This is a genomic window from Sphingomonas sp., assembly GCF_013816785.1.
Classification (GTDB): Bacteria; Pseudomonadota; Alphaproteobacteria; order Sphingomonadales; family Sphingomonadaceae; genus Sphingomicrobium.
The window spans coordinates 86,952-112,498 of sequence record NZ_JACDDV010000002.1 but is presented as its reverse complement, the minus strand read 5'-3'; the positions used below and the strand labels follow the sequence as shown (position 1 = coordinate 112,498).

Annotated in this window: 23 protein-coding genes and 3 tRNA genes; 2 read left to right on the top strand and 24 right to left on the bottom strand. The window is 63.5% G+C overall.

The features are described from left to right. Window positions 1-114 precede the first annotated feature (114 nt). The 5 genes from ccmE to H0W65_RS01205 form a co-directional block, all read right to left on the bottom strand. On the bottom strand, window positions 115-552 hold the full coding sequence (ccmE, locus tag H0W65_RS01225; protein ID WP_294002968.1) for a cytochrome c maturation protein CcmE: 438 nt from the start codon (window positions 550-552) through the stop codon (window positions 115-117). Next, window positions 549-680: a heme exporter protein CcmD gene (gene ccmD / locus H0W65_RS01220; RefSeq protein ID WP_294002966.1), complete on the bottom strand. Its 132-nt coding sequence runs from the start codon at window positions 678-680 to the stop codon at window positions 549-551. The genes ccmE and ccmD overlap by 4 nt, the downstream gene beginning before the upstream one ends. Further along, window positions 677-1,393, bottom strand: a complete 717-nt coding sequence (gene ccmC / locus H0W65_RS01215; RefSeq protein ID WP_294002984.1) for a heme ABC transporter permease CcmC — start codon at window positions 1,391-1,393, stop codon at window positions 677-679. Before ccmC ends, ccmD begins: the two co-directional genes overlap by 4 nt. Before the next feature lie 40 nt (window positions 1,394-1,433). After that, the gene (locus tag H0W65_RS01210; RefSeq protein ID WP_294002964.1) at window positions 1,434-2,483 is read right to left on the bottom strand and encodes a Glu/Leu/Phe/Val dehydrogenase dimerization domain-containing protein; all 1,050 of its coding nucleotides are present in this window, start codon (window positions 2,481-2,483) and stop codon (window positions 1,434-1,436) included. Window positions 2,484-2,516: 33 nt separating this feature from the next. Next, window positions 2,517-2,593, bottom strand: a tRNA-His gene (locus H0W65_RS01205). A 278-nt stretch (window positions 2,594-2,871) separates the two neighbouring features. Here H0W65_RS01205 and H0W65_RS01200 point away from each other — a divergent pair. Continuing rightward, window positions 2,872-3,588 carry a Crp/Fnr family transcriptional regulator gene (locus H0W65_RS01200; protein WP_294002962.1) on the top strand — a complete coding sequence of 239 codons (717 nt, stop codon included), beginning with the start codon at window positions 2,872-2,874 and terminating at the stop codon, window positions 3,586-3,588. 54 nt (window positions 3,589-3,642) lie between these two features. Here the strand turns inward: H0W65_RS01200 and H0W65_RS01195 are convergent. The 18 genes from H0W65_RS01195 to H0W65_RS01110 form a co-directional block, all read right to left on the bottom strand. After that, window positions 3,643-3,717: transfer RNA gene (locus tag H0W65_RS01195), tRNA-Val, on the bottom strand. A gap of 73 nt (window positions 3,718-3,790) precedes the next feature. Continuing rightward, window positions 3,791-4,063 (bottom strand): HU family DNA-binding protein, encoded by a 273-nt coding sequence (locus H0W65_RS01190; RefSeq protein ID WP_294002960.1) that lies wholly within the window; start codon window positions 4,061-4,063, stop codon window positions 3,791-3,793. 90 nt (window positions 4,064-4,153) lie between these two features. Then, complete coding sequence (gene lon, locus H0W65_RS01185; RefSeq protein ID WP_294002959.1) at window positions 4,154-6,556, bottom strand: endopeptidase La; 2,403 nt, start codon at window positions 6,554-6,556, stop codon at window positions 4,154-4,156. A 46-nt stretch (window positions 6,557-6,602) separates the two neighbouring features. Beyond that, window positions 6,603-7,094 (bottom strand): hypothetical protein, encoded by a 492-nt coding sequence (locus H0W65_RS01180; protein WP_294002957.1) that lies wholly within the window; start codon window positions 7,092-7,094, stop codon window positions 6,603-6,605. Next, complete coding sequence (locus tag H0W65_RS01175; RefSeq protein WP_294002955.1) at window positions 7,091-8,722, bottom strand: glycosyltransferase family 39 protein; 1,632 nt, start codon at window positions 8,720-8,722, stop codon at window positions 7,091-7,093. Before H0W65_RS01175 ends, H0W65_RS01180 begins: the two co-directional genes overlap by 4 nt. Window positions 8,723-8,782: 60 nt before the next feature. Further along, complete coding sequence (gene clpX / locus H0W65_RS01170) at window positions 8,783-10,069, bottom strand: ATP-dependent Clp protease ATP-binding subunit ClpX (protein ID WP_294002953.1); 1,287 nt, start codon at window positions 10,067-10,069, stop codon at window positions 8,783-8,785. 172 nt (window positions 10,070-10,241) lie between these two features. Further along, window positions 10,242-11,045, bottom strand: coding sequence for an energy transducer TonB (locus H0W65_RS01165; protein WP_294002951.1), 804 nt, complete (start codon window positions 11,043-11,045; stop codon window positions 10,242-10,244). A 39-nt stretch (window positions 11,046-11,084) separates the two neighbouring features. Beyond that, a complete protein-coding gene (locus tag H0W65_RS01160) occupies window positions 11,085-12,101 on the bottom strand; it encodes an inorganic phosphate transporter (RefSeq protein WP_294002949.1) in 1,017 nt (338 codons plus the stop codon). An 11-nt stretch (window positions 12,102-12,112) separates the two neighbouring features. After that, window positions 12,113-13,219: a DUF47 family protein gene (locus H0W65_RS01155; RefSeq protein WP_294002947.1), complete on the bottom strand. Its 1,107-nt coding sequence runs from the start codon at window positions 13,217-13,219 to the stop codon at window positions 12,113-12,115. 119 nt (window positions 13,220-13,338) lie between these two features. Beyond that, window positions 13,339-13,992, bottom strand: a complete 654-nt coding sequence (locus H0W65_RS01150) for an ATP-dependent Clp protease proteolytic subunit (protein WP_294002945.1) — start codon at window positions 13,990-13,992, stop codon at window positions 13,339-13,341. A gap of 149 nt (window positions 13,993-14,141) precedes the next feature. Further along, on the bottom strand, window positions 14,142-16,991 hold the full coding sequence (locus H0W65_RS01145) for a TonB-dependent receptor (protein WP_294002943.1): 2,850 nt from the start codon (window positions 16,989-16,991) through the stop codon (window positions 14,142-14,144). Window positions 16,992-17,157: 166 nt separating this feature from the next. Beyond that, complete coding sequence (locus H0W65_RS01140; protein ID WP_367120105.1) at window positions 17,158-18,102, bottom strand: glycosyltransferase family 2 protein; 945 nt, start codon at window positions 18,100-18,102, stop codon at window positions 17,158-17,160. A gap of 34 nt (window positions 18,103-18,136) precedes the next feature. After that, window positions 18,137-19,747, bottom strand: coding sequence for a trigger factor (tig, locus tag H0W65_RS01135; protein WP_294002982.1), 1,611 nt, complete (start codon window positions 19,745-19,747; stop codon window positions 18,137-18,139). Between the two features lie 87 nt (window positions 19,748-19,834). Beyond that, window positions 19,835-19,919: transfer RNA gene (locus H0W65_RS01130), tRNA-Leu, on the bottom strand. Window positions 19,920-20,283: 364 nt separating this feature from the next. Then, window positions 20,284-20,904, bottom strand: coding sequence for a hypothetical protein (locus tag H0W65_RS01125; RefSeq protein ID WP_294002939.1), 621 nt, complete (start codon window positions 20,902-20,904; stop codon window positions 20,284-20,286). A gap of 7 nt (window positions 20,905-20,911) precedes the next feature. Further along, entirely contained in the window at window positions 20,912-22,129 is a 1,218-nt protein-coding gene (locus H0W65_RS01120; RefSeq protein WP_294002937.1) for a M48 family metalloprotease, read from the bottom strand. Then, a complete protein-coding gene (locus tag H0W65_RS01115; protein ID WP_294002935.1) occupies window positions 22,126-22,899 on the bottom strand; it encodes a hypothetical protein in 774 nt (257 codons plus the stop codon). The genes H0W65_RS01120 and H0W65_RS01115 overlap by 4 nt, the downstream gene beginning before the upstream one ends. 111 nt (window positions 22,900-23,010) lie before the next feature. Beyond that, window positions 23,011-23,448, bottom strand: a complete 438-nt coding sequence (locus tag H0W65_RS01110; protein WP_294002933.1) for an Lrp/AsnC family transcriptional regulator — start codon at window positions 23,446-23,448, stop codon at window positions 23,011-23,013. 116 nt (window positions 23,449-23,564) lie between these two features. Here H0W65_RS01110 and H0W65_RS01105 point away from each other — a divergent pair, with 116 nt between their 5' ends. Next, a complete protein-coding gene (locus H0W65_RS01105) occupies window positions 23,565-23,882 on the top strand; it encodes a cupin domain-containing protein (protein WP_294002931.1) in 318 nt (105 codons plus the stop codon). Window positions 23,883-23,888: 6 nt separating this feature from the next. On the opposite strand, the gene H0W65_RS01100 is transcribed toward H0W65_RS01105, so the two are convergent. After that, entirely contained in the window at window positions 23,889-25,532 is a 1,644-nt protein-coding gene (locus H0W65_RS01100) for an alkaline phosphatase family protein (protein WP_294002929.1), read from the bottom strand. Window positions 25,533-25,547: the final 15 nt, after the last annotated feature.

The following is a 25,547-nucleotide window of genomic DNA, read 5'->3' as shown; positions in this document are numbered from 1 at the left end:
CGCGAACGGTGGCGACCCGTCGACCGTCTTCGCCGGCCAGCCCTAGCGAGAGCGCCAGTTGCAGCGCGGCGAGCGCGGCGGCGAGCCACAGCGCGGCGAGGCCCGCCTCGGCGATCACGTCCTTGGCGGGCCCGGCTGGGCCGGCTGAGCCATTTGCGGCGGCATGTAGCGCTCGTCGTGCTTGGCGAGGATGGTATCGGCGACGAACTCGCCCTTGGGGTCGAGCCGCCCCTCGGCAATCACCCCGCTGCCCTCGCGGAACAGATCTGGCGTGATGCCGCGATAGATGACCGGCGTGGTCGCCTTAAGATCGGAGACGACGAAACGGATGGTGACGCCATCGGCTGCGCGCCGGAGCGAGCCCTTGACTACCATGCCGCCAAGCCGGATCGGCTGGCCGGCCGCGGCGCGGCCTGCGGAAATTTCGCTCGGGGTGACGAAATAGGCGGCGCGGTCCTTCAACCCCCACATGGCGAGCAGCACCGCGCCGACCAACGCGACCAACGCCAGGCCGACGAGGATCAGCCGCTGGTGTTTTGGCCGGACGATCATCGGCGCTGCTTGACCGCTGCGGCCTCGGCTTCGGCGCGACGCATCGAGATAAGCGCTCCGCCAATCAGGCCGAGCGTCGCCAGCGCAGACAGGCCGTAGGCGGCGAGGACGAACGCCCACTGGTTCATGCAGCGTTCCGGCGAAGACGCGCCTCGATCTTAAGGCGTGCGAGATCGGCCCGCATCCGCATCAGCGTCACCGCGGCGAACAGCGCGGTGAAACCGACCATCGTCAGCGGCAGCGGCCACAGCAGTTCGGGCGCGATCGACGATCCGCCGCCAAGGCTGATCGATTGGCCCTGGTGAAGCGTTCGCCACCACAGCACTGAATAGTGAATGATCGGTAGATTGATCGCCCCGACCAGGCCGAAGATCGCCGCCATTCGCCCGTCGCCGGCGCGCTCACGCTCGGCCGACGCCAGCGCAATATAGCCCAAATAGAGGAAGAACAGGATCAGCATCGAGGTCAGGCGCCCGTCCCATTCCCACCAGGTACCCCAGGTCGGGCGACCCCAGATCGAGCCGGTGGCGAGGCACAGCGCTGCGAAGGTCGCGCCCGGCACCGCTACGGCGCGGCCGGCGACCGCGGCGAGCGGATGGCGCCAGACCAGTTGGCTGATCGAGGCGGCGGCGATCGATCCCCATCCGGCCATGCCGAGCCAGGCAGCGGGAACGTGGATATAGAGGATTCGCACGGTCTCACCCTGAAGATAGTCGGGCGGGGTGATCAGCAGGCCTGAAAGCGCGCCGCCCAGCGTCAGAGCCAAGCCAACACCAAGCAGCCACCCAGTCAGCGGCCGGGCGATTTTTAGGAAGCGGGCGGGGTTGGCGAAGCCGTGCATGGTGGTGATCACGCCTAGCGCACCCCTGCCCTGCCTTCAATCAACCGCGACCGATCAGCTTTTGCGCCATGGCGTCGGCGACCGCCGCCGGGTCGCGGTCGGTGGCGGCGCTTTCGGTCCAGATGGTTTCGAGGCGGGCGGGAATCGCCTCGATCCGCTCGCGCACCAGCCCGGCGTCGCCGCCGCCGAGATATTCGGTCGACACATTGATGATGCCGCCGGCGTTGATGACATAGTCGGGCGCGTAAAGGATGCCGCGCGCTGCAAGCCGTTGGCCGTCCTCGGGCGTGGCGAGCTGGTTGTTGGCACCGCCGGCGACGATCGGCGCGCTGAGCGCTGCGATGCTCTCTTCGGACAGGATCGCGCCGAGCGCGCAGGGGCTGACAACGTCAGCGTCCAGCGACAGGATGTCGGCCGGAGCTACGATAGCGGCGCCGGTTGCCGCAGCGAGCGCTTCGACCCTGGCTTGGTCGACGTCAGCGATCGACAGCTTGGCGCCTTCGGCCGCGGCAAGGCGAGCGACACCGCCGGCAACGCTGCCCGCGCCCTGTAGGGCGAGATGAAGTCCGGCGAGGCTGTCCTTGCCCAGTGCCCTGCGGACTGCGGCTTTGACACCGAGAAAGACGCCGAGCGACGTGTGCGGACCCGGATCGCCGCCGACTTCGTCGCCCTCGGCCGGAAGGCCGGCGACGAATTTCGTCTGCCGCCGGATCGCGATCATATCGGCGACCGACATGCCGACGTCTTCGGCAGTGACGTAATTGCCACCAAGCCGGTCGACCGCACGGCCGAAGGCGGCGAGCATCTCGGGTGTCTTGGTTAGCTTGGCGTCGGCGAGCATCACGGCCTTGCCACCACCTAGCGGGAGGCCGGCCATCGCGTTCTTGTAGCTCATACCGCGCGACAGGCGCAGCGCGTCGGTCAGCGCGTCGGCGTCGTCGGCATAATGCCACAGGCGCGTTCCACCCGCGGCCGGTCCTAGATGGGTCGAATGCATCGCGATGATCGCGCGGAGTCCACTCTTGGCATCGGTGACAAACTGCAGCACTTCATGCGCGTCGAAATCGGGATAGGCCCAGGGCGTGTCCATTGGTCGCTTAACTACCTGTTGCAACAGGGAAAATGGGGCGACCGACGGGACTTGAACCCGCGACCCTCGGTACCACAAACCGATGCTCTAACCAACTGAGCTACGATCGCCATGCACGCGCCGCGAAAGGGCGCGCGCGGTCCTTAAGGTTGCCCGCCAGCCTTGGCAAGCGATGGGCGGTGAACGGGGCGATCGGGCTTGGCGCGGTGAGCCGCGAATGTCATCGCTCCGTCGACGCCTTCGGATAAAAACGGACGATGGACCTGATTTGCGCTTTCGTGCCTCAAATGAGCCGGTTTATCGATTACCGCTAACTTCCGTTGACCGGCTGCAGCATAAAGCTTGCGCAATGTCGGGCCGGACGTATTTCGCGGCCTAAGGAGAGGATATGACAACTCCACGAACGCGCTCGCCGGCCGACGCTGGCGTGTCCTTGCGCGAAAAATTGATCGCCGCCGGGCTCGAACCGTGGCTGGCCGATCGACTGGTCGCAATGCCCAGCAAGATTGTGCAGGTTGAACCGCGCCGTCCGTTCCGGGAGCCTGGGGTTGCCCGCGACGAAGTGATGTTCGTACGATCAGGCATTCTCTCCAAATTCAAGTCGGATGGCAGCGGGCGCCGTCAGATTGTTGCGCTGCGATACCCCGGCGACGGAATCCTGCCGCGCGAGGGTGCCGCCGAATATGGTATCCAGGCGATCGTACGCAGTGAAGTGATGGTCGGTAAGGCCGAGGATTTCGAGCCGCTGGTCGAAGAAATCCCCGAGCTTTCGCGCTTCTTCTGGAAATTGGTGCAGCGCCACAATTCGATCGGCTATGAGTGGCTGGTCAACACCGGCCGCCGCGACAGCACGGCCCGCGTCGCGCATTTGCTGTCCGAGACAGCGGAGCGAAGCGGCATCGACGTGCGCCACGAGAGCATGCTCAACCCCTTTACACAGCAACAGGTCGCTGACATCACGGGCCAAACTTCGGTCAACGTCAATCGCGTGTTTGCGGACCTTGAGCGCCAGGGCCTGATCAAACGTCAGGGACGGGAAATCATCTTTACCGACTGGAGCGAGCTTCGCCGCGTAGCGGGCTTTCAACCCGGCTATCTCAGATGAAACCGGCCAATACCGGCGGTCGGGTTCGCTCGGATGCCCACTTCAATGCCGGCATGGTGGGCGCGGCAGGGATTGAACCTGCGACCCCACCCGTGTGAAGGGTGTGCTCTACCACTGAGCTACGCGCCCATGCCCGGCCAATCGCGCGCCTTAAGCGACGGGCATTCGGCTGTCCAGCCGTCCCCGTAAGGCAAGCGGCGAACTACTGAACCGCGTCCTTGAGCACTTTGCCCGGACGGAATTTGGGCTGCGAGGTCGCCTTGATCTGCATTGGTTCACCGGTGCGCGGGTTGCGGCCCGTCGACGCCTTGCGGCGCGTAACTGAAAAATTGCCGAACCCGACAAGCCGAACTTCGTCGCCGCGCTTCAAAGTTGAGGTGATCACCTCGAGCATCGTTTCGACCGCTTGGCTGGCGACGTTGCGTGAGAGGCCGCCGCGGTCGGCGACATGGCCGATCAGTTCCTGCTTGTTCATCCTCCAGGGCTCCCGGAACACGGCCGCGGGGAGTCGCGGCACCAATGCTGTGCACCTTTAAGGCAATTTCTAGCACTCAAGTCAAAGCCTTCAGTGGCGTATCGTCGCGCTGTCCCCTCCCCCGAGCGGATGGACCATCGGTTCGGTCGCCGCTTCGTCGGCATCGGTCCATTCGATCGGCGTCATCGGCTGCGACAGTGCGAGCGCTAGAACTTCATCGACATGCGCCACCGGAATAATCTCGAGCGCGTCCCGCACCGAGGACGGAATTTCAGCCAGATCCTTTTCATTCTCGGCCGGGATGAGCACTGTGGTTATGCCGCCGCGCAACGCGGCAAGAAGCTTCTCCTTGAGTCCGCCGATCGGCAGCACTCGGCCGCGCAGCGTCACCTCGCCGGTCATGGCGATATCGCGCCGCACCGGAATCGCCGTCAGGGTCGAGATCATAGCGGTGACCATGCCGACGCCGGCAGAGGGCCCGTCCTTGGGCACTGCGCCTTCGGGCAGATGGACGTGAATATCCTTGCGCGCGAAGATCGACGGTTTGACCCCATAGCTTGGGCTGCGCGCCTTGACGAAGCTCATCGCGGTGGCGATCGATTCGGTCATGACGTCGCCCAACTTGCCGGTCGTCTTGATCGCGCCCTTTCCGGGGACGGTGACCGCCTCGATCGTCAGTAATTCGCCGCCGACCTCGGTCCAGGCGAGCCCGGTGACCGCGCCGATCTGATCCTCTTCCTCGCCCATGCCGTAGCGGTAGCGGCGCACGCCGAGAAAATCGGCGACATTGTCGGCGTTGAGTTCGACCGCCTCGAGCTTACCCTCGAGGATTTGGCGCAGCGACTTGCGTGCGATCTTGGCGAGCTCGCGCTCGAGCGTGCGTACGCCGGCCTCGCGGGTGTAATGGCGCAGGATCGCGCGCAACCCTTTATCGGCAAAGTGCAGCTCGCCGTCCTTGAGACCGTGGGCCTCGATCTGCTTGGGAATCAGGTGGCGCCGAGCGATCTCGACCTTTTCGTCCTCGGTATAGCCTTCGAGGCGGATAATCTCCATCCGGTCGAGCAGCGCTTGCGGCATGTCGAGCGAATTGGCGGTGGTGACGAACATCACGTCCGACAGGTCGTAATCAATCTCGAGATAATGGTCCTGGAACTTCGAATTCTGCTCGGGATCGAGCACTTCCAAAAGCGCCGAGGCGGGATCGCCCCGGAAATCCTGGCCAAGCTTGTCGATCTCGTCGAGCAGGAATAGCGGATTGCTGGTCCCCGCCTTTTTAAGATTTGAAATAATCTTGCCTGGGAGCGAGCCGATGTAGGTGCGGCGGTGGCCGCGAATTTCGGCTTCATCGCGCACACCGCCCAAAGACTGGCGCGCGAACTCGCGGCCGGTGGCGCGGGCGATCGAGCGGCCCAACGAGGTTTTGCCGACACCGGGCGGGCCGACGAGGCACAGGATCGGACCCTTCAGGCGATTGGTGCGGGCCTGAACGGCGAGGTATTCGACAATCCGGTCCTTGACCTTTTCGAGCCCATAATGATCCTCGTCAAGGACCGCCTGGGCTTCGGCGATATCGCGCTTGAGGCGGCTCTTCTTGCCCCACGGCAAGCCGAGCAACACGTCCAGATAGTTGCGCGCGACGGTCGCCTCGGCCGACATCGGCGCCATCCCGCGTAGCTTTTTCAGCTCGGCGGTGGCGCGGCTGCGGGCTTCCTTGGACAGCCGCGTCTTGCGAATCTTGGCGGCCAGCTCGTTGAGCTCGTCGCCGCCTTCCTCGCCCTCGTTGCCCAGCTCGCGCTGAATCGCCTTCAATTGCTCGGTCAGATAATATTCGCGCTGGGTCTTCTCCATCTGCCGCTTAACCCGGCTACGAATTTTTTTCTCGACCTGCAGCACGCCAAGCTCGCCTTCCATGAAGGCGAACACCATTTCGAGACGGCGCGCGGGGTTCAATTCGCCGAGCAGCGCCTGCTTGTCGGCGACCTTGATCGACAGGTTGGAGGCGACCGCGTCGGCGAGGATCGACGGATCCTCGAGCTCGCCAAGCTGCATTGAAGTCTCGGCCGGGAGTCGCTTGTTCAATTTGGCGTAATTTTCGAATTGATCGATGACCGAGCGCATCAGCGCCTGGGCCTCGGTGTCATCGGCGGCCTGATCCTCGACCAGCTCAACCTCGGCGGACTGATAGCCCTCCCCCTCCGAAAGGTTGACCAGCCGCGCGCGCTGCGCGCCTTCGACCAGTACCCGCACGGTGCCGTCGGGGAGCTTCAACAACTGCATCGCGGTGGCAATCACGCCGAGGTCGTAAAGCGCATCGCGGTCGGGGTCGTCCTCGGCCGGATCGAGCTGGGCGACCAGGAACAATTCCTTGCCGGCGCCCATCGCCGCCTCCAACGCCGCGACGGATTTCTCGCGCCCGACGAACAACGGCACGATGCGATGGGGAAATACGACGATGTCGCGAAGCGGCAGGACTGGCAGGGTGCGGGTTGTCATCGCCGGTATATGGGCAAGGCTCCACGCGAGCGCAACGCCGGACTGGCTAACCGAAGGCGACGAGCCAGGCGGGGACGATGTTCTGCAGGACGTGGGTCGCCGCGGCGACGGCCACCCCGACCCAGAACCCCTTTTGCCGCCAAACGACGAACAGGGTCGAGAAGATCAGGAACGGCCACCAGATCACCAGGCCCCATCCCAATGCTTCGATCGAATGGGCCACGCCCCAGCCGAGTGAACTTAGGCCGATCGCATAGGCCGGACGCATGAAACGCAGGAACAGGGTCAGGAAACCAGCCATAATCAGTGTTTCGACGAACGGCGCGAAGGCGACCAGCATGAAGAACGCAAGCGGCCCTTTCATTGGAAATTCGGGTGAGGCGATGTCGGGAGCCAAGAGGTGCGACAAGGCGGAAAGCGCCAGACTTCCGGCGATGGTCATGGCGGCGCCGATGAGGATCGCCAGCCACGCCCGCCGCGGCTCGCGCAACGGCAAGGGTATAAAGCGGGGTAGGTCCGGGACTTGGGCTTGATTCAAGGCTTGGCTCCGGATTTGGTGTCGACCTGCGACGGAATGAGCACGGAGCGGGGCCGGGCCTGGCTCTCAAATTTGAGGACGCGAATGCCCGCATGTAACGGCGTGGCGGGCAAGTCGAGCATTTGTCGCTCAACGCCAGCGCCCAGCCATTGCCGCCGAGCCTGGACCTGTTCGGGAGAACATTCGCTTTCGACAATCCAAAAGACCGCCGGCGTAGCCACGACACGCGAACCAAGGGCCGCGCTCGAAGAGCCGGAGCCCTGATCGACGATCGGACGAATGATCGCCCTGAGGTAATTTTGCTCCCAATCCCGCCCTGACATGGACGGCGACATGATCATCACCCGTTGATCGAACATGAAATAGAGGCTGGGCTTCACGCTGGCGCCAAGGGCGTGCCGCAAGGACGGGCCGCGCCATTGGGGACAGATCATGATCGCTTCGCCCCGGCCGGCCGGCCCCGAAAGAAGCCTGGCGACCGATCGCCATGGCTCGCGCGGGCGAATGGTCCCGGTGATCAGCAGGCTGCCGGCGTACACGCAGACCAGCAGCGGCGCGAGCCACGGCTTGCGCTCAACCTCCGCCCAAAGTGCGAGGAGGAGAATGAATCCGGGGACAGCCAGCAAGATGGCGCGCGGCATGAAGATCGGCGTCACGACAAAACCAAACAGCCAAACGAGGGCCGGCACCGTCATCAGAACGACGATGACCGCGACCGCTTCGACCGTGATGCTCTCCCGCAAGGTGGACCGGCGGGCAGCCAGCCTCCACGCGATCAGTCCCACGCTCAGCCCGAGAGCCAGTGCCGACCAAATGCTCAACGCAGGCTCCCGACCGTTCCAATAGCCGGCCGGAATCAGAACATCGCCAACCGTCGCCAAAAATTCCTGCAGATCAACGTTGGGCAGCCATCCAAGGCCGCCGAATGTCGTTCCGCGGAGATAGAGGCGCACCAATTCGGGGACCGCAAAGAGCGCCATGCCAATCTTTGCAGCCAGATAAAGCCGTTGGGCGCGGGCATCGCCCAGGCGCTTGGTCATTTCCCCGCCGACCATGACGATCGGAACGATCCAGAAGACGGCCGTGAATTGCGTGTAAAAGGACAACACCGTCGCGGCCGCGAATCCGAATATGGCGCCGATTCGAATTCGCCCGTTAGGGATGCCCCCGAACCACGCCAGAAAGCCGATCATGGAGAGCAGGACCAGGAAGATCAGCAAGCTGTAGGCGCGCGCTTCCTGGCTATAATCGATCATCGGCAATGAGACGGCGAACAATGCAGCCGCGGTCAGGCCGGCCCTTTGCGACATCGCAAGCTGACCGGCGAGATAGACCAGGAAGATCGAAGCCGTGCCTAAGACTATCGACGGAAGGCGTGCCGCTAGGATATCGGCGCCCGGAGGGACGATGACCTTGAACAGCGAATAATAGAGGCCCGGCGTCGGATCGACAGGCGCGAACAGCAGCTTTTCGACCGAAAAGCGGGCCAGCAGAAGCGTGAGGGCCTCGTCCGTCCACAATGGTTCTGACGTGACCTGAATCAGGCGAAGCGCCAGCCCGGCCAGAAGGACGATCGGAAGCAGGGTTCGGGGCCATGCACGGCCCCGCCCCAATTCACTTGCGGTCATACGCGGCGGAGGCCGTCAGCAAGCGCGGGGCGAATTGGCGTCACCGTCGCTTGGTCGTTATCAGGCCGCGTCGCCCGTCGTCCCGGATGCGGCACTCTTTTCCTTCTTGGCGTAGACGCGCACCGGCTCCTTGCGGCCGTCGATCACATCCTTGTCGACATGGACCTCATCGACCCCGTCCATCGACGGCAGGTCGAACATCGTATCGAGCAATATGCCTTCGAGGATCGAGCGCAGCCCGCGCGCGCCGGTTTTGCGCTCGATCGCCTTCTTGGCGACCGCGCTCAGCGCGTCGTCGGAGAAGGCCAGCTCGACCTCCTCCATGTCGAACAGCTTCTGATATTGCTTGACCAGCGCATTCTTGGGCTCGATCAAAATCTTGACCAGCGCGGTCTCGTCCAGATCCTCGAGCGTGGCGATAACCGGCAGGCGGCCGATGAACTCGGGAATCAGGCCGAACTTGAGCAAGTCTTCGGGCTCGGTCGATTTGAGGATGTCACCGGTGCGGCGCTCGTCGGGACCTGCGACGAACGCGCCGAAGCCGATCGACTTGCCCTGCAGGCGGTCGGCGATGATCTTTTCGAGCCCGGCGAAAGCGCCGCCGCAGATAAACAGAATGTTGGTCGTGTCGACCTGCAGGAATTCCTGCTGTGGATGCTTGCGCCCGCCCTGCGGCGGCACGCTAGCTGTGGTGCCTTCCATCAGCTTCAGAAGCGCCTGTTGAACGCCCTCGCCCGAGACGTCGCGGGTGATCGAGGGATTGTCCGACTTGCGGCTAATCTTGTCGATCTCGTCGATGTAGACGATCCCGCGCTGCGCTTTCTCAACGTTGTAGTCGGACGCCTGAAGCAATTTGAGGATGATGTTCTCGACATCCTCGCCGACATAGCCGGCCTCGGTCAGGGTGGTCGCGTCGGCCATGGTGAACGGCACGTCTAGAATCCGCGCCAGCGTCTGGGCGAGCAGGGTCTTGCCGCACCCGGTCGGACCAATCAGGAGGATGTTCGACTTGGCCAGCTCGACCTCGTTGCCGGTCTTCGACCCGTGGTTGAGACGCTTGTAGTGGTTGTGCACCGCCACCGACAGGACCCGCTTGGCGCGATTCTGGCCGATGACATAGTCGTCGAGCACCTTGTAGATCTCGCCCGGCGTCGGCACCCCGTCCCTCGTTTTCACAAGAGCAGACTTGGTTTCCTCGCGGATGATGTCGTTGCACAGCTCGACGCATTCGTCGCAGATGAACACAGTCGGGCCCGCGATCAGCTTGCGCACCTCATGCTGCGACTTGCCGCAGAAGCTGCAGTAAAGCGTGCTCTTGCTGTCGCCGCCGCCGGATAGCTTGGTCATAAAGTCCCTTGTCTCGTTACAAGCCGCAACGCGGGCCGTGTGATGCTAGCCCGGATTATCGCACATTCAAACTGTTGAGAGCGTTAACGCGCTCCGCCCTACGAGGTTTGCGCCAATATGGAGGGCGCGACGGCTGGCCGCAAGGCGTGACGATCACCGTTCTGCCTGCGGATCAGCGCGGCTCGTCGACGACCTCGGCGTCATATTCGACCGCCGGAGGTTCGGGGCCGAGCACCCAGTCTTGCTGGCCGTTGACAGTCTCCGCGACCGCTCGCCCCAGGGCGTCGCGTGCCGGTCGATAGCGCAAGCTTCGCTCCAGCAGGGGGCATGTGGCCGAATCGAGATCGCGATGACCGCTCGATCGAGTTACCCGACAGTCGCGCACACGGCCGTTGGGAAGCACGGCAAAGCGAATGTAGGTCGTTCCCTGCGCCCGACGCCTATAGGCGCCACCGGGGTAATCGTCGGGGTCGATGCCGCCCGACAGGTAGCGAGCGCGGGCGCCGAGCCCGCCGCCTCCACCACCGGCGCCATTACCAGATAAGCCGCTGCCCAGGCCATTGCCTATCCCTCCCGCGCCTGTCCCCGGGCCAGGAAGCTGGGCCGCGCCTACCGCTGGCGCAGTGCCCTGCCCCGCAACTTTCGCCACGGAGATCGGCAGCGGGAGCGGAAGCGGAATCATCGGGATTGGAGCAACGACCTCGGTCGGCGTGTCCTTCTTGTTGGCCGGGGACGCCGCGCCTTCGGCATCCTTGGGGCGGGCTATTTTTCGCTCTTCGGTGTCGGGCGCCGCCGGCCGGACCGGCGGCGGAGGCGGATCGAGCGCAACGTCGATCAAGCGCTCGACGTCCGCGGGATGTTCGTCGATGGTGAAGCCAAGCCCGCGGACCAGCGCCAGCCCGGCCAGCGCGTGAACCAACGCCACGCCCAGCGCGGATTTGATGCGGTCACGCGGTTCTGCGGCAAGCTGGGCCATTGCGGCAGCCTATTTCAAAAACGCGCTAAAATCATACCCTTAATCAAATAATGTCGTCAGCCAGTAGAACAGGGCGGCCACGCTGGCGGAGGCCGGGATGGTGATTACCCAGGCGGTGATGACATTGCGCGCGACGCCCCACCGGACCGCCGACTCGCGACGCGCCACCCCCGCACCGATCACCGCGCCTGTGATGGTGTGGGTGGTCGACACCGGGATGCCAAAGCTCGAAGCTCCGAACAACATGATCGACCCTCCGAGCGAGGCGGCGAAGCCCTGGTGCTGCGACAATTTGGTGATCCGGCTCCCCATCGTCTCGATGATTTTCCACCCGCCGGTGAGCGTCCCGAGGCCGATTGCAACGTAGCAGCTGATCGCGACCCAATGCGGAACCTCGAATTTCCCCGTCAGGTAGCCGGTCGAATAGAGCAGGACGGTGATGATCCCCATCGTCTTTTGCGCGTCATTGAGGCCGTGACCGATCGAATAGGCCGCAGAGGAAAAGAGATGGAGGGCGCGAAAGCTGCGCTCGGCCCCGCGAGCGCCGGCGCGAAGGGCGAGCCAGCTGGAGGTCAGCATGACGATCATTGCGACCAACATCCCGATCATCGGGGCCAGCGGGATGAACAGCAGCGTTTTGTTGAGTCCGGCCCATTGCACCCCGGACAGCCCGGCATGGGCGACTCCCGCGCCAACGATCCCCCCGACAAGCGCGTGGCTTGACGAGGAAGGGATGCCCTTCAGCCAAGTCACGACGTTCCAGAACATCGCCCCGATCAGGGCGGCAAAGACCACGGATGGTGTGATCAAATCCTTGTCGATCAATCCCTTGCCGATGGTGTCGGCGACCTTATGCAGCGTTGGAAAGACCAGCATCAGGAAGTAAGCGGCGAAATTGAAAAAGGCGGCGAAGGCGACCGCCTGGACCGGGCCGAGCAGTTTGGTCGCGACCACCGTGGCAATCGAATTGGCTGCGTCGTGGAGGCCGTTCAAGAAATCGAACGCCAGCGCCAGGAGGATCAGCCCCACGAGCAGCGGCAGTGCGAGTTCGTGCATCTCCGCAGCGCTTAGCTATGGTCGATGACGATGCCATCGACCTCGTTGGCGACATCCTCAAACGCATCGACGATCCGCTCGAGATGCTTGAAGATTTCGCGCTGGACGATGAAATCGATGGCGTTGCCGTTGCGATGCGTCTGGAACGCCTGCTTGAGCCCGGCCGAGTGGATTTCGTCGGCATGGCCCTCCATCCGTACCAACCGCTCGGTAAGCTCGTGCAGGCGCACGCCGTTCTTGCCGACGTCGCGGAGCAACGGCATTGCTTCGGCGGTGAGCCGGGCGGCGTCGACGATGATCGCCACCATGTCCTTCATTTGCTGGCCGAAAGCCTTGAGCTCGTAGAGCTCGATCGCCGACGCTGCGGCCTGCATTTCGTCGATCGCATTGTCCATCGCTCCGATCAGCGAGGTGATCGCGCTGCGGTCGAACGGCGTGAGAAAGGTTTCGCGGACGGTCTTGAGCACTTCGCGAATAATCTGGTCGGCGTCGTGCTCGCGCTCGTAGATTTCGCGCGCATTCTCGGACATCGCGGGCCCGCCTTGGGCCAGCCGGCCCATCGCATCCGCGGCGGCGACCACCGCGACGGCATGCGCTTCGAACAGCTCGAAAAAGCCGCCGGTGCGGGGCAGGAGGCGCTGGAACCAGGCAAACATAGGACCCACTTTCGATTTCCGGGCGACGAGATTGAGCACGCCTGTGCTACGCGCCGCCTTGTTGAATTCGGATGCCCCGAAGGAGCGGATTAGGTCGGACAGATCGGGTTCGTCGACTGCAGCCGCAGCCCCTGCGAGCGAAAACCAGCGGCGCTCACGCTGGCTTTTTTCTTTCCAATCCTCAAGCTCCTCGCTGACCGCGAGCGGAAACACCTCGACATCGGCCATCAGCGATGCGCCACTGCCCTTGCGCTTGCGATAGCGAAAGCTGCCAAGCGCGGTCGGGCATACGGCGCCGCGGACACCCGCTTCCTCCTCCGCTTCAAGCGCGGCGGCGGCGTGAGGTGCGATATTGCTGCCGTAATTGCCCTTGGGAATCACCCACCGCTTCGATTCGCGCGAGGTCACGAGCAGGATGCTGACCGGCGCATCGAGCCCGCGCCCGACGTTGCGGTACGGCAAGGCGGCAATCTGACGAATGGTCGGTCCCCTTTGCCCGCGCTAACGATAGAGCCCCGCCGCGGGTCGCGCGACGGGGCTAAAAGGTGACGGCCGAAGCCGCAAGAAAAATGACGGTTTGGTTACGCCGGGGTGATGTCGCCCGCGCCCGATCCAGCGTCTTCACCGGACTCCGGACGACGGTCGAAAACCTCGTCGATGATGCCGAACGTCTTAGCCTCGTCAGCCTCAAGGAATTTGTCCCGATCCATCGCCAGCTCGATCACTTCGAGCGGCTGGCCGGTATATTTGGCGTAAAGCGTGTTGAGGCGCGAGCGCATGCGCAGGATTTCACGCGCCTGAATCTCGATGTCGCTGGCCATTCCCTGCGCCCCGCCGGATGGCTGGTGGACCATGATTCGGCTGTTGGTCAGCGCGACCCTCATGCCAGGCTCACCGGCAGCGAGCAGGAAGCTGCCCATTGACGCCGCCTGACCGATGCACACGGTCCCGACCTTGGGGCGGATGTACTGCATCGTGTCATGGATCGCGAGACCGGCAGTCACCACGCCGCCCGGCGAGTTGATGTACATGAAGATGTCTTTCTTGGGATTCTCGGATTCGAGGAACAACAGTTGGGCGGTGATCAGCGACGCCATTCCATCTTCGACCACACCAGTGACGAAGATGATCCGCTCGCGCAGCAGGCGGGAGAATATGTCGAAGCTCCGCTCGCCGCGGTTCGATTGCTCGATGACGATCGGTACAAGCTGCGATGCGATATCGTGATGGTTCATGGGAAGGTCGGTCCTTGCGTTGCGTGGCGCCCTACATCGGCAGGATTGCGCGCTCATTCAAGCCGGGGCGGTATGGGGCATGAAAAAGGGCGGCCGGCACGAAGCCAACCGCCCTCCCCTGTTCCGGCGCGACCCAAGGGCCGTCGCCGCTACATTTTGTACGAAACGCGGAGATAACCGAACTGGCCCGGAACGTCGTAGGTTGTCGGGTCGTAATTGTTCACGCTGCACGTAAAGCAAGCCGGCGGGTCCTTGTCGAACACGTTGTTGACCCCCGCAGTGAAGGCGAACCTTTTGGCCAGGAACGACGGCTCGTAATTGAGCTGGAAATCGCCATAAATGCGGCTGCCCAGCTCATGGGGCGTTGTCCCCCCCCTCAATTCCGTTACGGCGTCGATATAGCGGCCGGTGAACGACGCGCCAAAATCGCCAAGCGTCCAGTCGATCGTCGCATTGCCCTTGTACTTGGGGAAAGCCTGGTCCGGGCTGCCACGCTCGGTGCCCTTGCGGTTGAGCACGACGAAGCCATTCGACGCGGTTAGGACATATTTCAGCAGCCGGGTCGCGTTGAGGGTCAACCCAAAGGTGCCGAGGCCGGTCCTACGCGAGCGATAAATGCCGATCAGGTCGATGCCCTTGGTCCGGATGCTGTCGAGATTTTGAAGCGTGCCGTTGATCTCGTTGACGAAACCGTTTCCGGTCCTAACCACCAGAGCGCAGCTTGGCTTATCGCCTAGCAGCGCGCAATTGTTGAGCACCAGGTTCGGATCCACCACTCCGATCGCATTGGTGACCTCGATGTCATAATAATTGACTTCGAGGCTCAGGTTGCTGGCGAAACCACCCCTACGTGCCCAGGCAGGCGAGTAGACAGCGCCGGCGAGGAAGCTGCGCGATTTTTCTGGCTTCAAGGCGCGATTGCCCTGGGTGATTACGGGAGCCTGAAAGGGATCCTCGGCGTAGCTGCCCGACACGGGAACGCCGTTGGCCGTGCAGTTGGCGCGGACCGTGGCGTTCGACTGGTACGGCGACCCGGGAATGTTCGAACAGGGGTCGTTGACATTAAGATCGAAACGCGAGCGGCCACCGAATAGCTCGCCCAGGCTCGGCGCCCGGAACCCGGTGGCGTAAGAGCCGCGTAGCAGCAGATCCTCAACTGGTTTCCACAAGCCGGTAGCGGTGTATGTCGTGCTGCTGCCGCTGGTCGAATAGTTCGAATGGCGGACCGCGGCATTGGCCTCTAGCGAGTAGAAGAACGGCGTTTCCTTCAGAATCGGCACACGCACTTCGCCAAAGACTTCGTCGGCGTCGTAATGGCCACCCGCGGGAGCAGCGGGAATGTCGGCGCCGAGGCCGGCGGCGACGATCGGGTCGGGCTCAAAATTCGCTTTCTGATAGCGATGCTCATAGCCGACCGCGAAGGCGAGAGGTCCGGCCGGCAGGTCGAACAAATCGCCGCTCAAGTTGGCGGTGTAGTCGAACAGATATTGGGCGCTACTATCGCGCTCGGTAAACGCGATAAAGTTGAGCATTGCCGGGGTAATCGTGCCGGCGCCGCCAAACAGGTTCAAGGGGACACACGGGGCGACGCAGCCCGCGAGCGGCCCGATCGCCTGTGCCACACGGGCGGCGTTGACGTTGCCGGTGAAGCTTTGGCGCGCCTGATTGCCGGCGGCGACGGCGTTCAGGTCCCAGAACCATTGACGAGCGCCAACATCGAAGGAGCCGTCCACCGTTGTCGTTACGGAATAGGTGTTAACCTTCTGGTTGAAGGTGCGTTGCCCTGCCTCGATCAAGCGGCGACCGATGAACGAATAATTCTGCGCTCTGCCGTTGAACGTACCGTTCGGATTGAGGCCCGACTCCAGCGTATATCCAAATGGGTTGAATGGATTGGTTTTGTCGATCGACAGCGTGTCGAACAGACTGCCTGCGCCGTTGCCCGCGTCCGGCCCAATAAACAGCGGTTCGAACGCCGCCTGATTCTGAGACTTACGGTGGCTGTACTGCGTTTTGATTCGAAGATTGATGTCCGACGTGATTTCTTGCTTGAAACTTGCCCAGACGCCGTAGCGCTGGGACGGCGTCAGGAGGTATTGAAACGGCGCGAAATTGAACCGATCGGCGGCTGTGAACGGACGCAGTTCCGCAAAGGTCGGCGTGTTATCTGGGGCGGTCGAGATGGTAAAATTGCCGCCCTTCACGTAAGGTCGAAGATCGAAACGACCGTTCGCCGAAGCGCTCGAGCACCCCGACTGGGTTGGCGAGCAAGCCGTCTGATGCGGGTTGGGGAACTGGGAGATGTCGCGGTCAGCGGAGCGCACCGCCTCCTGCTTCACGTAGCTGCCACCGACGACAAAATTGGTGGTCGGCCCCTTGAGGCCGTAGCTCAGCTGATAATCTTGCGTATGGCCATCTCCCTGTCGGAAGGTGCCGAACTGCGCCGAGGCACGGATCCCCTCTTGCTGGGCTACCGTGATGATGTTGACCACGCCGGCAATGGCGTCCGACCCGTAGAGCGGGGATGCGCCCGATTGGAGCACCTCGATACGCTCGATCGAATTGGCCGGGATGGTGTTGAGATCGACAGTCGCTGGAAGGCCGCTGGCGCTGGTCCCGTTAACGAACCGAAGCCCGTCGACCAGCACCAAAGTCCGCTTGGCGCTTAGATAGCGCAAATCGATTTCCGCTGAGCCGGCGCCGACGCCGCCGCCATCAGGTGGATTGCCGACATTGCCGCTGTTGTTGGACTTGGAATTGAGGCCGCCCGAGGCGCTCGGCAACCGTTGCAGCACATCCGCGATGGCCGACAGCCCGGTCTTGGCGATGTCGTCCTTATCGACGAACACGACCGGCGAATCCTGCGACAGCGGATCGCGGCGGATGCGCGATCCGGTAACGACGATTTCGCCGACGTTCGACGGCTCGCTGGCGGACGTTGAAGAGGCATCAGCGGGCGGCAGCGTGTCCTGGGCGGCAGCAGCCCCGCCGATAACCAACGCAAACAAACCGGCTCCGCAACGAAGCCCCGTCAAAACACGCCCCATCGATAATCTCCCCGTTAAACCGCGACCCCTAGGTCTCCGCAGATACAAAAGGGTAACGAAACCTAATCAGTGAGAGAAGAGCCCCTGCGGTATTTTATGCTTCTCAACCCGCCATGTGTTACTTTTCGGCAACATCCGGGACGGGTTGGGACAGGTAGGCGAGACGCCGCACCTCTCGACGCCCACGCGTGACCGTGTCGAGGATCAACCCGGCAAAAAAGCACAGTACCGCGACGATCGTCATGCCGGTCACCAGGATAGCGGTGGGGAAACGCGGGACGAGCCCGGTGTCAAGATAGGTGACGACCAGCGGGATTGCGAGCAACACCGCGGCGACCATCAGCAACGCTCCGATGCCGCCATAAAAAAGGACGGGACGCTCGATCCGGTAGAGAGTGCCGATCGTCTTCAGGATTCGCCAGCCATCGCGATAGGTCGACAGCTTCGACGCCGAGCCTTCGGGACGCGCGCCGTAGGCAGTGGCGATTTCGCCAACCGGCATCCTCAGTTCCAGCGCGTGGACGCTCATCTCGGTTTCGATTTCAAAGCCGGCGGAGAGCACGGGAAAGCTTTTGACGAAGCGCCGCGAAAAGACGCGGTAGCCCGAAAAAATATCGGTGAAGCTTCGACCGAAGAGGCCCGACAAGAGGCTGGTGAACAGGCGATTGCCGAGGACGTGACCGCCGCGATAGGCGTCCGCGACCTCATGTTGACGCGTCCCGACGACCATATCGAGTTGCTCGGCGAGCAGCATTCGCACCATCTCCGGCGCGGCCTTGGGATCGTAGGTAAGATCGCCGTCGGCCATGACGTATACGTCGGCATCGACGTCGGCGAACATGCGCCGGACAACATGTCCTTTGCCCTGCTGCCGCTCGTTCCGCACGACGGCCCCGGCCGACCGCGCCAGCTCGACAGTGCGGTCGCGGCTGTTGTTGTCGAACACATAGATGGCCGCCTGCGGCAAGGCGGCGCGAAAGCCGGCGACCGTTTCGGCGATCGCGGCTTCCTCATTATAGCAGGGCAGCACCACGGCGATGCGGGGACTGGCTGACATGTTCATGCCTCTCCCCTACCCGCCGATCCTTGCGATCGCCTTACTTCTTTTTAGCGGCCGGCTTCTTCGTGGTGGCGGGTTGTTTGTTGGCGGCGGGTTTCTGGGCGGCCGTCGCCGGCTTGGCCGCCTTGGCGTCGGCGGGCTTGCCGCCCGCGCCGTCCTTGATCGGCTTGGCTGGCTTCGGCTTGGCATCGGCCTTGGCGATAACCGTCGGTTCGGACTTGCTCGGTGCGGCCTTCTTGGAGATCGCCGCCTTCATCGGCTTCTTCGCCTTCTTGGCCTCGCTGTGCTCGTGGCCGCAGCCCGGACCGTGGACATGGCCTTCTTCGCTCTCGAGGTCGGCCTCGATCTCGCCGCGGCTCACTGAGCGATCGGTGATCTCGGCCTGACCAAACAGATAGTCGACCACCTTGTCCTCGTAGAGCGGCGCGCGCAGCTGGGCGGCGGCCATCGGTGTCTGCTGAATGTACCGGACGAAATTGTCGCGGTCCTTGGGCTGATACTGCGACGCGGCCTGGCCGATCAGGCGGTTCATTTCCTGCTGGCTGACCTCAATGCTGTTGGCCGAACCGATTTCGCTCAGCAACAGTCCGAGCCGGACCCGACGAACCGCGATGTCGCGATAATCGTCGATCTCGGCCTCGATCTCCTTGAGCGCGGCGTCGGGATCAGCCTCATGGCTGGCCTCATGACGAAGCTGGGCCATGATGTTCTCATATTCCGCATCGACCATCGACGCAGGGACATCGAAATCATGCGCTTCGGCCAGCTGGTCGAGGAGGCGGCGCTTCATATGGGTGCGGGTAAGGCCATTCAGTTCTTCTTGCTGCTGGTCGCGCAGCACGCCCTTCAGCCGATCGAGGTCGTCGAGACCAAGCTGCTTGGCGAAATCGTCGTCGATCTTGATCCCGACAGCGGTCTTTACCGCGCTGACCTTGATGTCGAAGGTCGCCGCCTTGCCCTTGAGATCGTCAACCTGATAATCGTCCGGGAAGGTCAGGCTGAGCTGCTTCTCGTCGCCGGCCTTGACGCCAATCATTTGGTCTTCGAAGCCTGGAATCAGCTGGCCCGAGCCAAGCACGACCGCCATATCTTGCCCCGTACCGCCATCGAACGCGACCCCATCGACTTTGCCGACGAAATCGATCACGACCTGATCGCCGGTGACAGCCTTGTGACCCTTCTTGGCGTCCTCATAGCGAGCCTGCGACGTCGCCAGCTGTTGAAGCTGCGCGTCGATCGCGGCGTCGTCTATCTCGGCGGTTAACCGCTCGAGCTTCAAACCCTCGATCTTCGGCTTGGGCACATCGGGAAGTGTTTCGAGCCGGACCTTGACCTCGGCGTCTCTCCCCGCCTCGTAGCGCTCGTCGAGCTCGACTTCGGGCGGCATCGCCGGACGCAGCTTTTTGTCGGTCATCAGCTGCTGGACGCCATCCTGCACCGCGGTGTTCAGCGCGTCGCGCATCAGCGCCTCGCCGTGCATCTTGCGAATGAGATTCGGCGGCACCTTGCCGGGACGAAAACCGGGCATGCGCACGGTCGGCGCAAGCCGCTTAATCTCGCCGTCGACGCGGGAGTCGATATCCTTGGCAGGGATGGTCAGCGTGTAGGCCCGCTTCAGGCCTTCATTTTCCGTCTCGACGGTCTTCATGCTCACTCTCGTAAATTCCTACTCAACGGTTCAGCCTTCGCTCGGATCAAGCTGCTCGCCTACCCCCGGGCAGGCTGTACGGCTTTATGGTGCGGGCGAAGGGACTCGAACCCCCACATCTTACGATACTGGTACCTAAAACCAGCGCGTCTACCAATTCCGCCACGCCCGCGCGGACGCCTTGAAGGTGCGGCGCCTATAGCAAGGATCGGCTGCGGAGCAAGAGCGACGGAACGTGCAACATATCGTGAGCGAGCGGGTTGTGTCTTGCAAGAGGAGGCGATTGCACATGTCCACAAACCCCAACGAAGTTCCCGCCCAACAGCCCGGCCAGCCAGCTCAACCGACGACGCCGCCAGCCGAAGCGCCGATGCCCGGCGGTGATGTCGACGTACCCGCGCCGGGAACTCCGGGACCGAACAGCTAAGGTTGGCCAGCCGCCCCTCGCGCCCCGGCGAGCCTTCGCCGGCCGACGAGCCCGGTCACGTCCCGCCGCTTCCCGGCGAACCCGAGCCGCCTCCCGCGCCCGATCCGGTCTAACGGATGCGATGAGCCGAGCCGACCAGCGCTTCGAAATCGGGCAGAGAAGCACTAAAATAGTGCGACTTGGCCGCGTCGAGAAGGATCAGGTATAGTCGGCCGTCGATCACCGCCCCGACTGCGCGGCCGCGGCGACGAACCTCGTCGCTGTCGAGATGCTCATAATCCAGTTGGAAGCCGCTCGCGCCGAGAAAGGGTCGAGGGGCGAGCGAGGTTGTCTTGAAATCGACCGTTCCGCCGCGGACGCGAAACAGGCTTTCGATCATCGCAGCAATCTCCGGCGGGGTCATGTTCGACCGGAATTTCGGAACCTGCCGGTCATCGCGATTGCGCTGGCGGACCACCGCCTTGCCGTCCTTCATGCCGGTGACGAAACTGATCGTGTCGAGATAAGGGCCGTTCTGAGTCCAGTCCTCGACCGTCGAGATATCGTCGAACAGGGTCGTCGATTGCTTGTTCCATTCACGCGGCGGAGTGACCGCAACCGAATGATTGCCGACCCGCATTTCTTTGGCGCGGATGAGCGAATAGCCGCCATAGCCAAACCCGCCACCCCCGAGCGAACTGCAAGCGCAGAGCGACAGGGCCGCCGCCGAGAGGATCAGTGAGCGCATCATCTTCTCCTCAACCGGTCATCATCTGGCGAATGAGAGCCGCGTCCGGGGCGGACGGGGCCATCGCCAAGTAGCGAGCGAAGGCAACGCGCGCCTCGGCCTGGCGCCCGGCCTTCATCAGCATGATCCCGTGCCATCGCCAGGCGTCCGGCGGCGCGTCGGGATAGGCGATTGCGGCGGCATAGCCTTGCGCGGCGCGAACCTCGTCCACCTTGCGGCCGCGCAAGCGCCAGACCTCACCCTCGTGGAAACGCAGCAAGCCGTTCCAACCGTCCTTCGCCAGCGTATTGATCACATATTGACTGGCGCCGGGATCGTTCAGCTTGACCTGATCGTCGAGCAAGGTCGGGCGAATTCCGGCGAGCTGGCCAAGGTAGCGATCGCGATAGGGGTCGTAGCTGCGGCCGGGCTGACGCACCTCGACGGCCGAGACTTTGAGGTCGGCCATGCGCGATTCGGGGTTGGGATGGGTTGAAAATAGCGAGAAGTCGCGGTCGCGATGCTTGCGGCGATATTTGGCTGACAAGTCCAGCTCGCCGATCAACTGTTGCCAGGTCTCGCTCATCGCCATCGGATCGTAACCCGCCTCGGCAAGCAGGCGCACGCCCATCGCGTCAGCCTCGGCCTCGAGCACTCGGTTATATTTTAGCAGCGACAGGATGGTCCCGAACTGGGCAAGGCGGACGAGGTCGCCAGCATAGACGCCAGTCACACCGCCGGCGACGCCTGCGCCCATCGCGAGGAAAGAGAAGATGTCGGTCTTGCGCTTCACGTCGCGCCACTGGCGAAGCTGGTGCTTGCGCAGAAAGTGAGCGCTTTCATGGGCGATGACGCCGGCCAGTTGCGCTTCGTTGCGCATCCGCAGCAGCAAGCCCGAGAACACCACCGCAAAGCCGGTCGGGAACATCACCGCGTTGAATTCGGGAATGCGCGCGAGGTAGATGCGCATGTCCTTGGCCGCCGGACCGCCGACATTGCCGATCAACGTCCCGAGGTAGCGGGTCAGCGCCGGATCCTTGATCAACAGGTTCGACCCGGCGACCTCCTCCTCGATCCGCTCCATCTGCTGCCACAGGCCCTTTTCGTCGACATCCTGGGCACGGTAGCCGGGGCCGATCAGGGGCGTCATGTCCTTCGGTAGAATGCGGGCCTGGGCAATGCCGGTGGTCAGGCTAGCGGCGACCAATCCGCCGCCACCAAGCAGCGCGCGTCGAGAAAGGTTCGTCACCGAACCGCTCCTTGACGGCGGCGAACTTCCTTGCCGGGCTTCATCCGGCCTAACAGCCGCTCGACCATCTGCGCCGCGCCGGCGTCGGTGCGCATGTCGCCCACCTTGATCCCGGCGATCTGGCTCCCGGCCTGCAGGACGTTGAACCACACTACCTCGCCGGTCCGCAAATCGACCAGGCTGGCATAGGCGAATTGCCCTGCGCCGCCGATGTTGGGAGCGCAAAAGCCGACCAGGCAACCGGCGATGCCGAGCACCTGCAGCGCGACCCGCCCGGTCGAGGCGAAGCTGTCTTCGGCATGGAGGAACAGCGCGTAGTCGTAGCCGGTGCGGCGGCCGAGCGCGACCGCATCCTCGCCGAGCGTATAGTCGAGGCCCTTGCCCCGCTTGGTTGGCAGGTAAGCGCCCGAATATTTATGCAGCGCGATCGAACTACCGACCGCGGAATGCAGCCGTTCGAGCTCGGCGATCGTATCAGGATCTATGCCGGGGAACGAATCGCGGCGCTCGAGAATGCGCAAATTGCCGCCGCGTCCGGCCTGTTGTGAGCGGATTGCGGCGAGCAATTTGGCCCGCGCGCTCTCGGTCCAGTCGGCGCGCGGCTCGACCAGGCCGCCGGTGGTGACCGATCCGACGCTGACGTCGGGGCGCATCACCAGCAGCTTGTAGTCGCCTTGCGGCGGCGCGAATTCAACGTCGGCGAACTGGCGCGTCTGGACGCAGCCGGCGAGCGTGACGGAAACCAATAGCGCAATACCGAACCGGCGCATGATGTCCCTCCATGACCAGAGAGGAGTGGCGCGGTTTTTTGAAAAAGGCAAGCGTATCAGTAGGCTAGCGCACAGCCGCGCCGCCGCACGGTTAGTGGCGGCGCCAGCACTTCACCAAACTCGCCTGTCGGCACCGAGCACGACGTAAATCGTTACCCGCGCAACCCCCGTGATCGCGCGGACCTCCTCCGCCAGTGCGTCGATTCCCGCGACATCCCCGGCCTCAGCCTCGATCAGCAGATCGATCTTTCCACTGAGCTGGTGGATCGCAACAACTTGAGGGCGACCGCGCAGCAGCGGAAGCAGCCTGGCACAATTTCCCCTATCGGCGTGCCGGACCGTCAGGAACGCGCGGACCCGCGCCCCCCGCGCGACCTCGCCCCGACGCACAGTATAGCCGCCAATCGCGCCGATTCTCTCCAGCCGGGCCATCCTCGCCTGGGTCGCGCTGCGCGACAGGCCGATTGCCCGGGCGATCTCCACGACGCTTGCGCGCGCGTTTTTCTCGAGCGCGAGCATCAGCGCCTCATCCCTCTCATCAAGCGCCACCGGTCAACTCCCATCCCGCCGGCATATCGCCGGGCGGCGCGACATATTAACGGATGAAACCAGCCGTCGCAGCGGCTTAAATGCATTCCAACGCATCTACCAACGGATACCCGCCCATGCCCACTCATATTCTGCCTGAAGCCGTTCCGCCCGTTATCGTCGGACCCGGATGCGTGCGCCGCGACCTACCGACTGCCGGCGGGGTCCGCGCGTGGATTGTCGAGATGGAACCTGGCGCGGAGTGGCCCCATGTCGATCAGCATGATCAATATGGCGAGGAGGTGTTGATCCTGAGCGGAGACATGATCGAGGGTGATCGCGTCTTCGGCGCCGGAAGCTACTTGGTCTTCGGGCCCAACAGCAGCCATCGACCCCGGACCGAAACCGGGGTCCGCATGTTCGGCATCAACGTCACGGGCGCACCTGCCGGCTGATTGCTATTAGCGCACTGGACAAGCGATGCCGGGGATTGCCCCCAAACATTTGCCGTCGATCGAGCGCGGATCCACCGCAAGCCCGAGCGCGGCGGCCAGCGTCGGCATGATGTCGGCGGTCTCGACCGCGTCGGTGCGGTCCGATGCCTCCATCTCGCGCCGCCAGAACAGGACCGGGACGCGCCGGTCATAGTCCCACGGGCTGCCGTGGGTTGCGACATAGGATTTGGTGTCGGCGATCGGGGTGATGTCGCGCTTCAACAACACGATCAGATCGCCCGACCGCTGATCATCGAACGAGGCGCGAGCGCGCTCGACCAAGCTCCATTTGTCGGGTGAGGCTGTCGGCGATTTCGTGGCACGCAGCTGGTCATGGGTAAACACGGCCTCAACCATCGGATGGGCTTTATATGCGCCGACCGCGGCGGCCAAAGCGCGCGTGCGGTCGACGTCGGGCAGAGCGCGATCGACGTACATGTCGCCGAACGCACCGTCGCCGTAGAGCACTGGTCCCTTGAGCCCCAGCCGGGCGCCGATCGCCTTGCCCATCGCGCTGGCGAACAGGCTAGCGGGAACGCGGGCGGCACCTGGCACGCCTTGCTCGCGCTTGCGCTCAGGGACATCCTGCCCGCCATGATCGGCGGTCAGCGTGACAAGATAATCGATGCCCTTGCTGTCGAGCAGGCGGAAGAAATCGCCGAGGTCGCGATCGAGCGAGAACAGCTGGAGGCACATCTCCGCGCCCTCGGTCCCATAGCTGTGGCCGACGAAATCGGTGGCTGACAGGCCGACCGAGATGATGTCGGTCGAGCGGCCGCGACCAAGCTGCATTTCCTCGATCAGCGCGGCCGCGAGCGCCAGGGTGGCGCCGTCGAATTCGGGGCTGGCGCGGAAATTTCTCGCGTCGCCGGCCTTGCGGGCGAAAGCCCCGTTGCCGACCGGCGCGCCGCCGCCTTCGAGCGAGACCACGCGCGACTTCTGCTGACACAGCGCGGGCATTTGGAGTGCGGAGCGATCTTGCGCGATGGCCTGCGCGACCGCGGTCCGGGCTGCGGTGACGGCACGCGGCATTCCCGCGCCCTTCAAATCGGTGGCGAACGTCTTGCCGTCCCAGTACCAGCGCTGGTCAACCGCGCGGCCCGACATCATCACCGCGGCGCGATCCTTACCCGCCACCGCGACGTTGCGCGATACCGGCTGGACAGCCTTTAGCCGATCGCCAAGCGTCGGAACGCGGAGATGATAGGGCGAGACGGTGTAGGCGAGGCTCGAACTACCCGCGATCCGCTCGTCCTCGGCGCAGTAGACGGCCTTGTCGGACCGGCTCTGCGAAAGGTCGTACCAGACGTTGGCAATGATCCCCGTCCGCGACGGGCGCGATCCGGTCATGATCGTCGAATGACCGGGGCAGGTCTCGGTTGCGCTATGGCCCTGATAGCCGTTGCGAAAAGCGGCCCCGCGCGACAACCGCCCGATCCCGCCGAGCAGTACCGGACGATATTCTTCGAATAGATCGGATGAGAATTGGTCGATCGAAAGCGCAACGATCAGCTTCGGCGCAGTCGGAGCGAGCAGTCGTGCTGGTTGCGCAGGCGCCGAGCTGCAGGCGGTGGCAGCGGTCAGGCCAGCAAGGAACAGGATACGGCGCATCTTACTCTCCTTGTC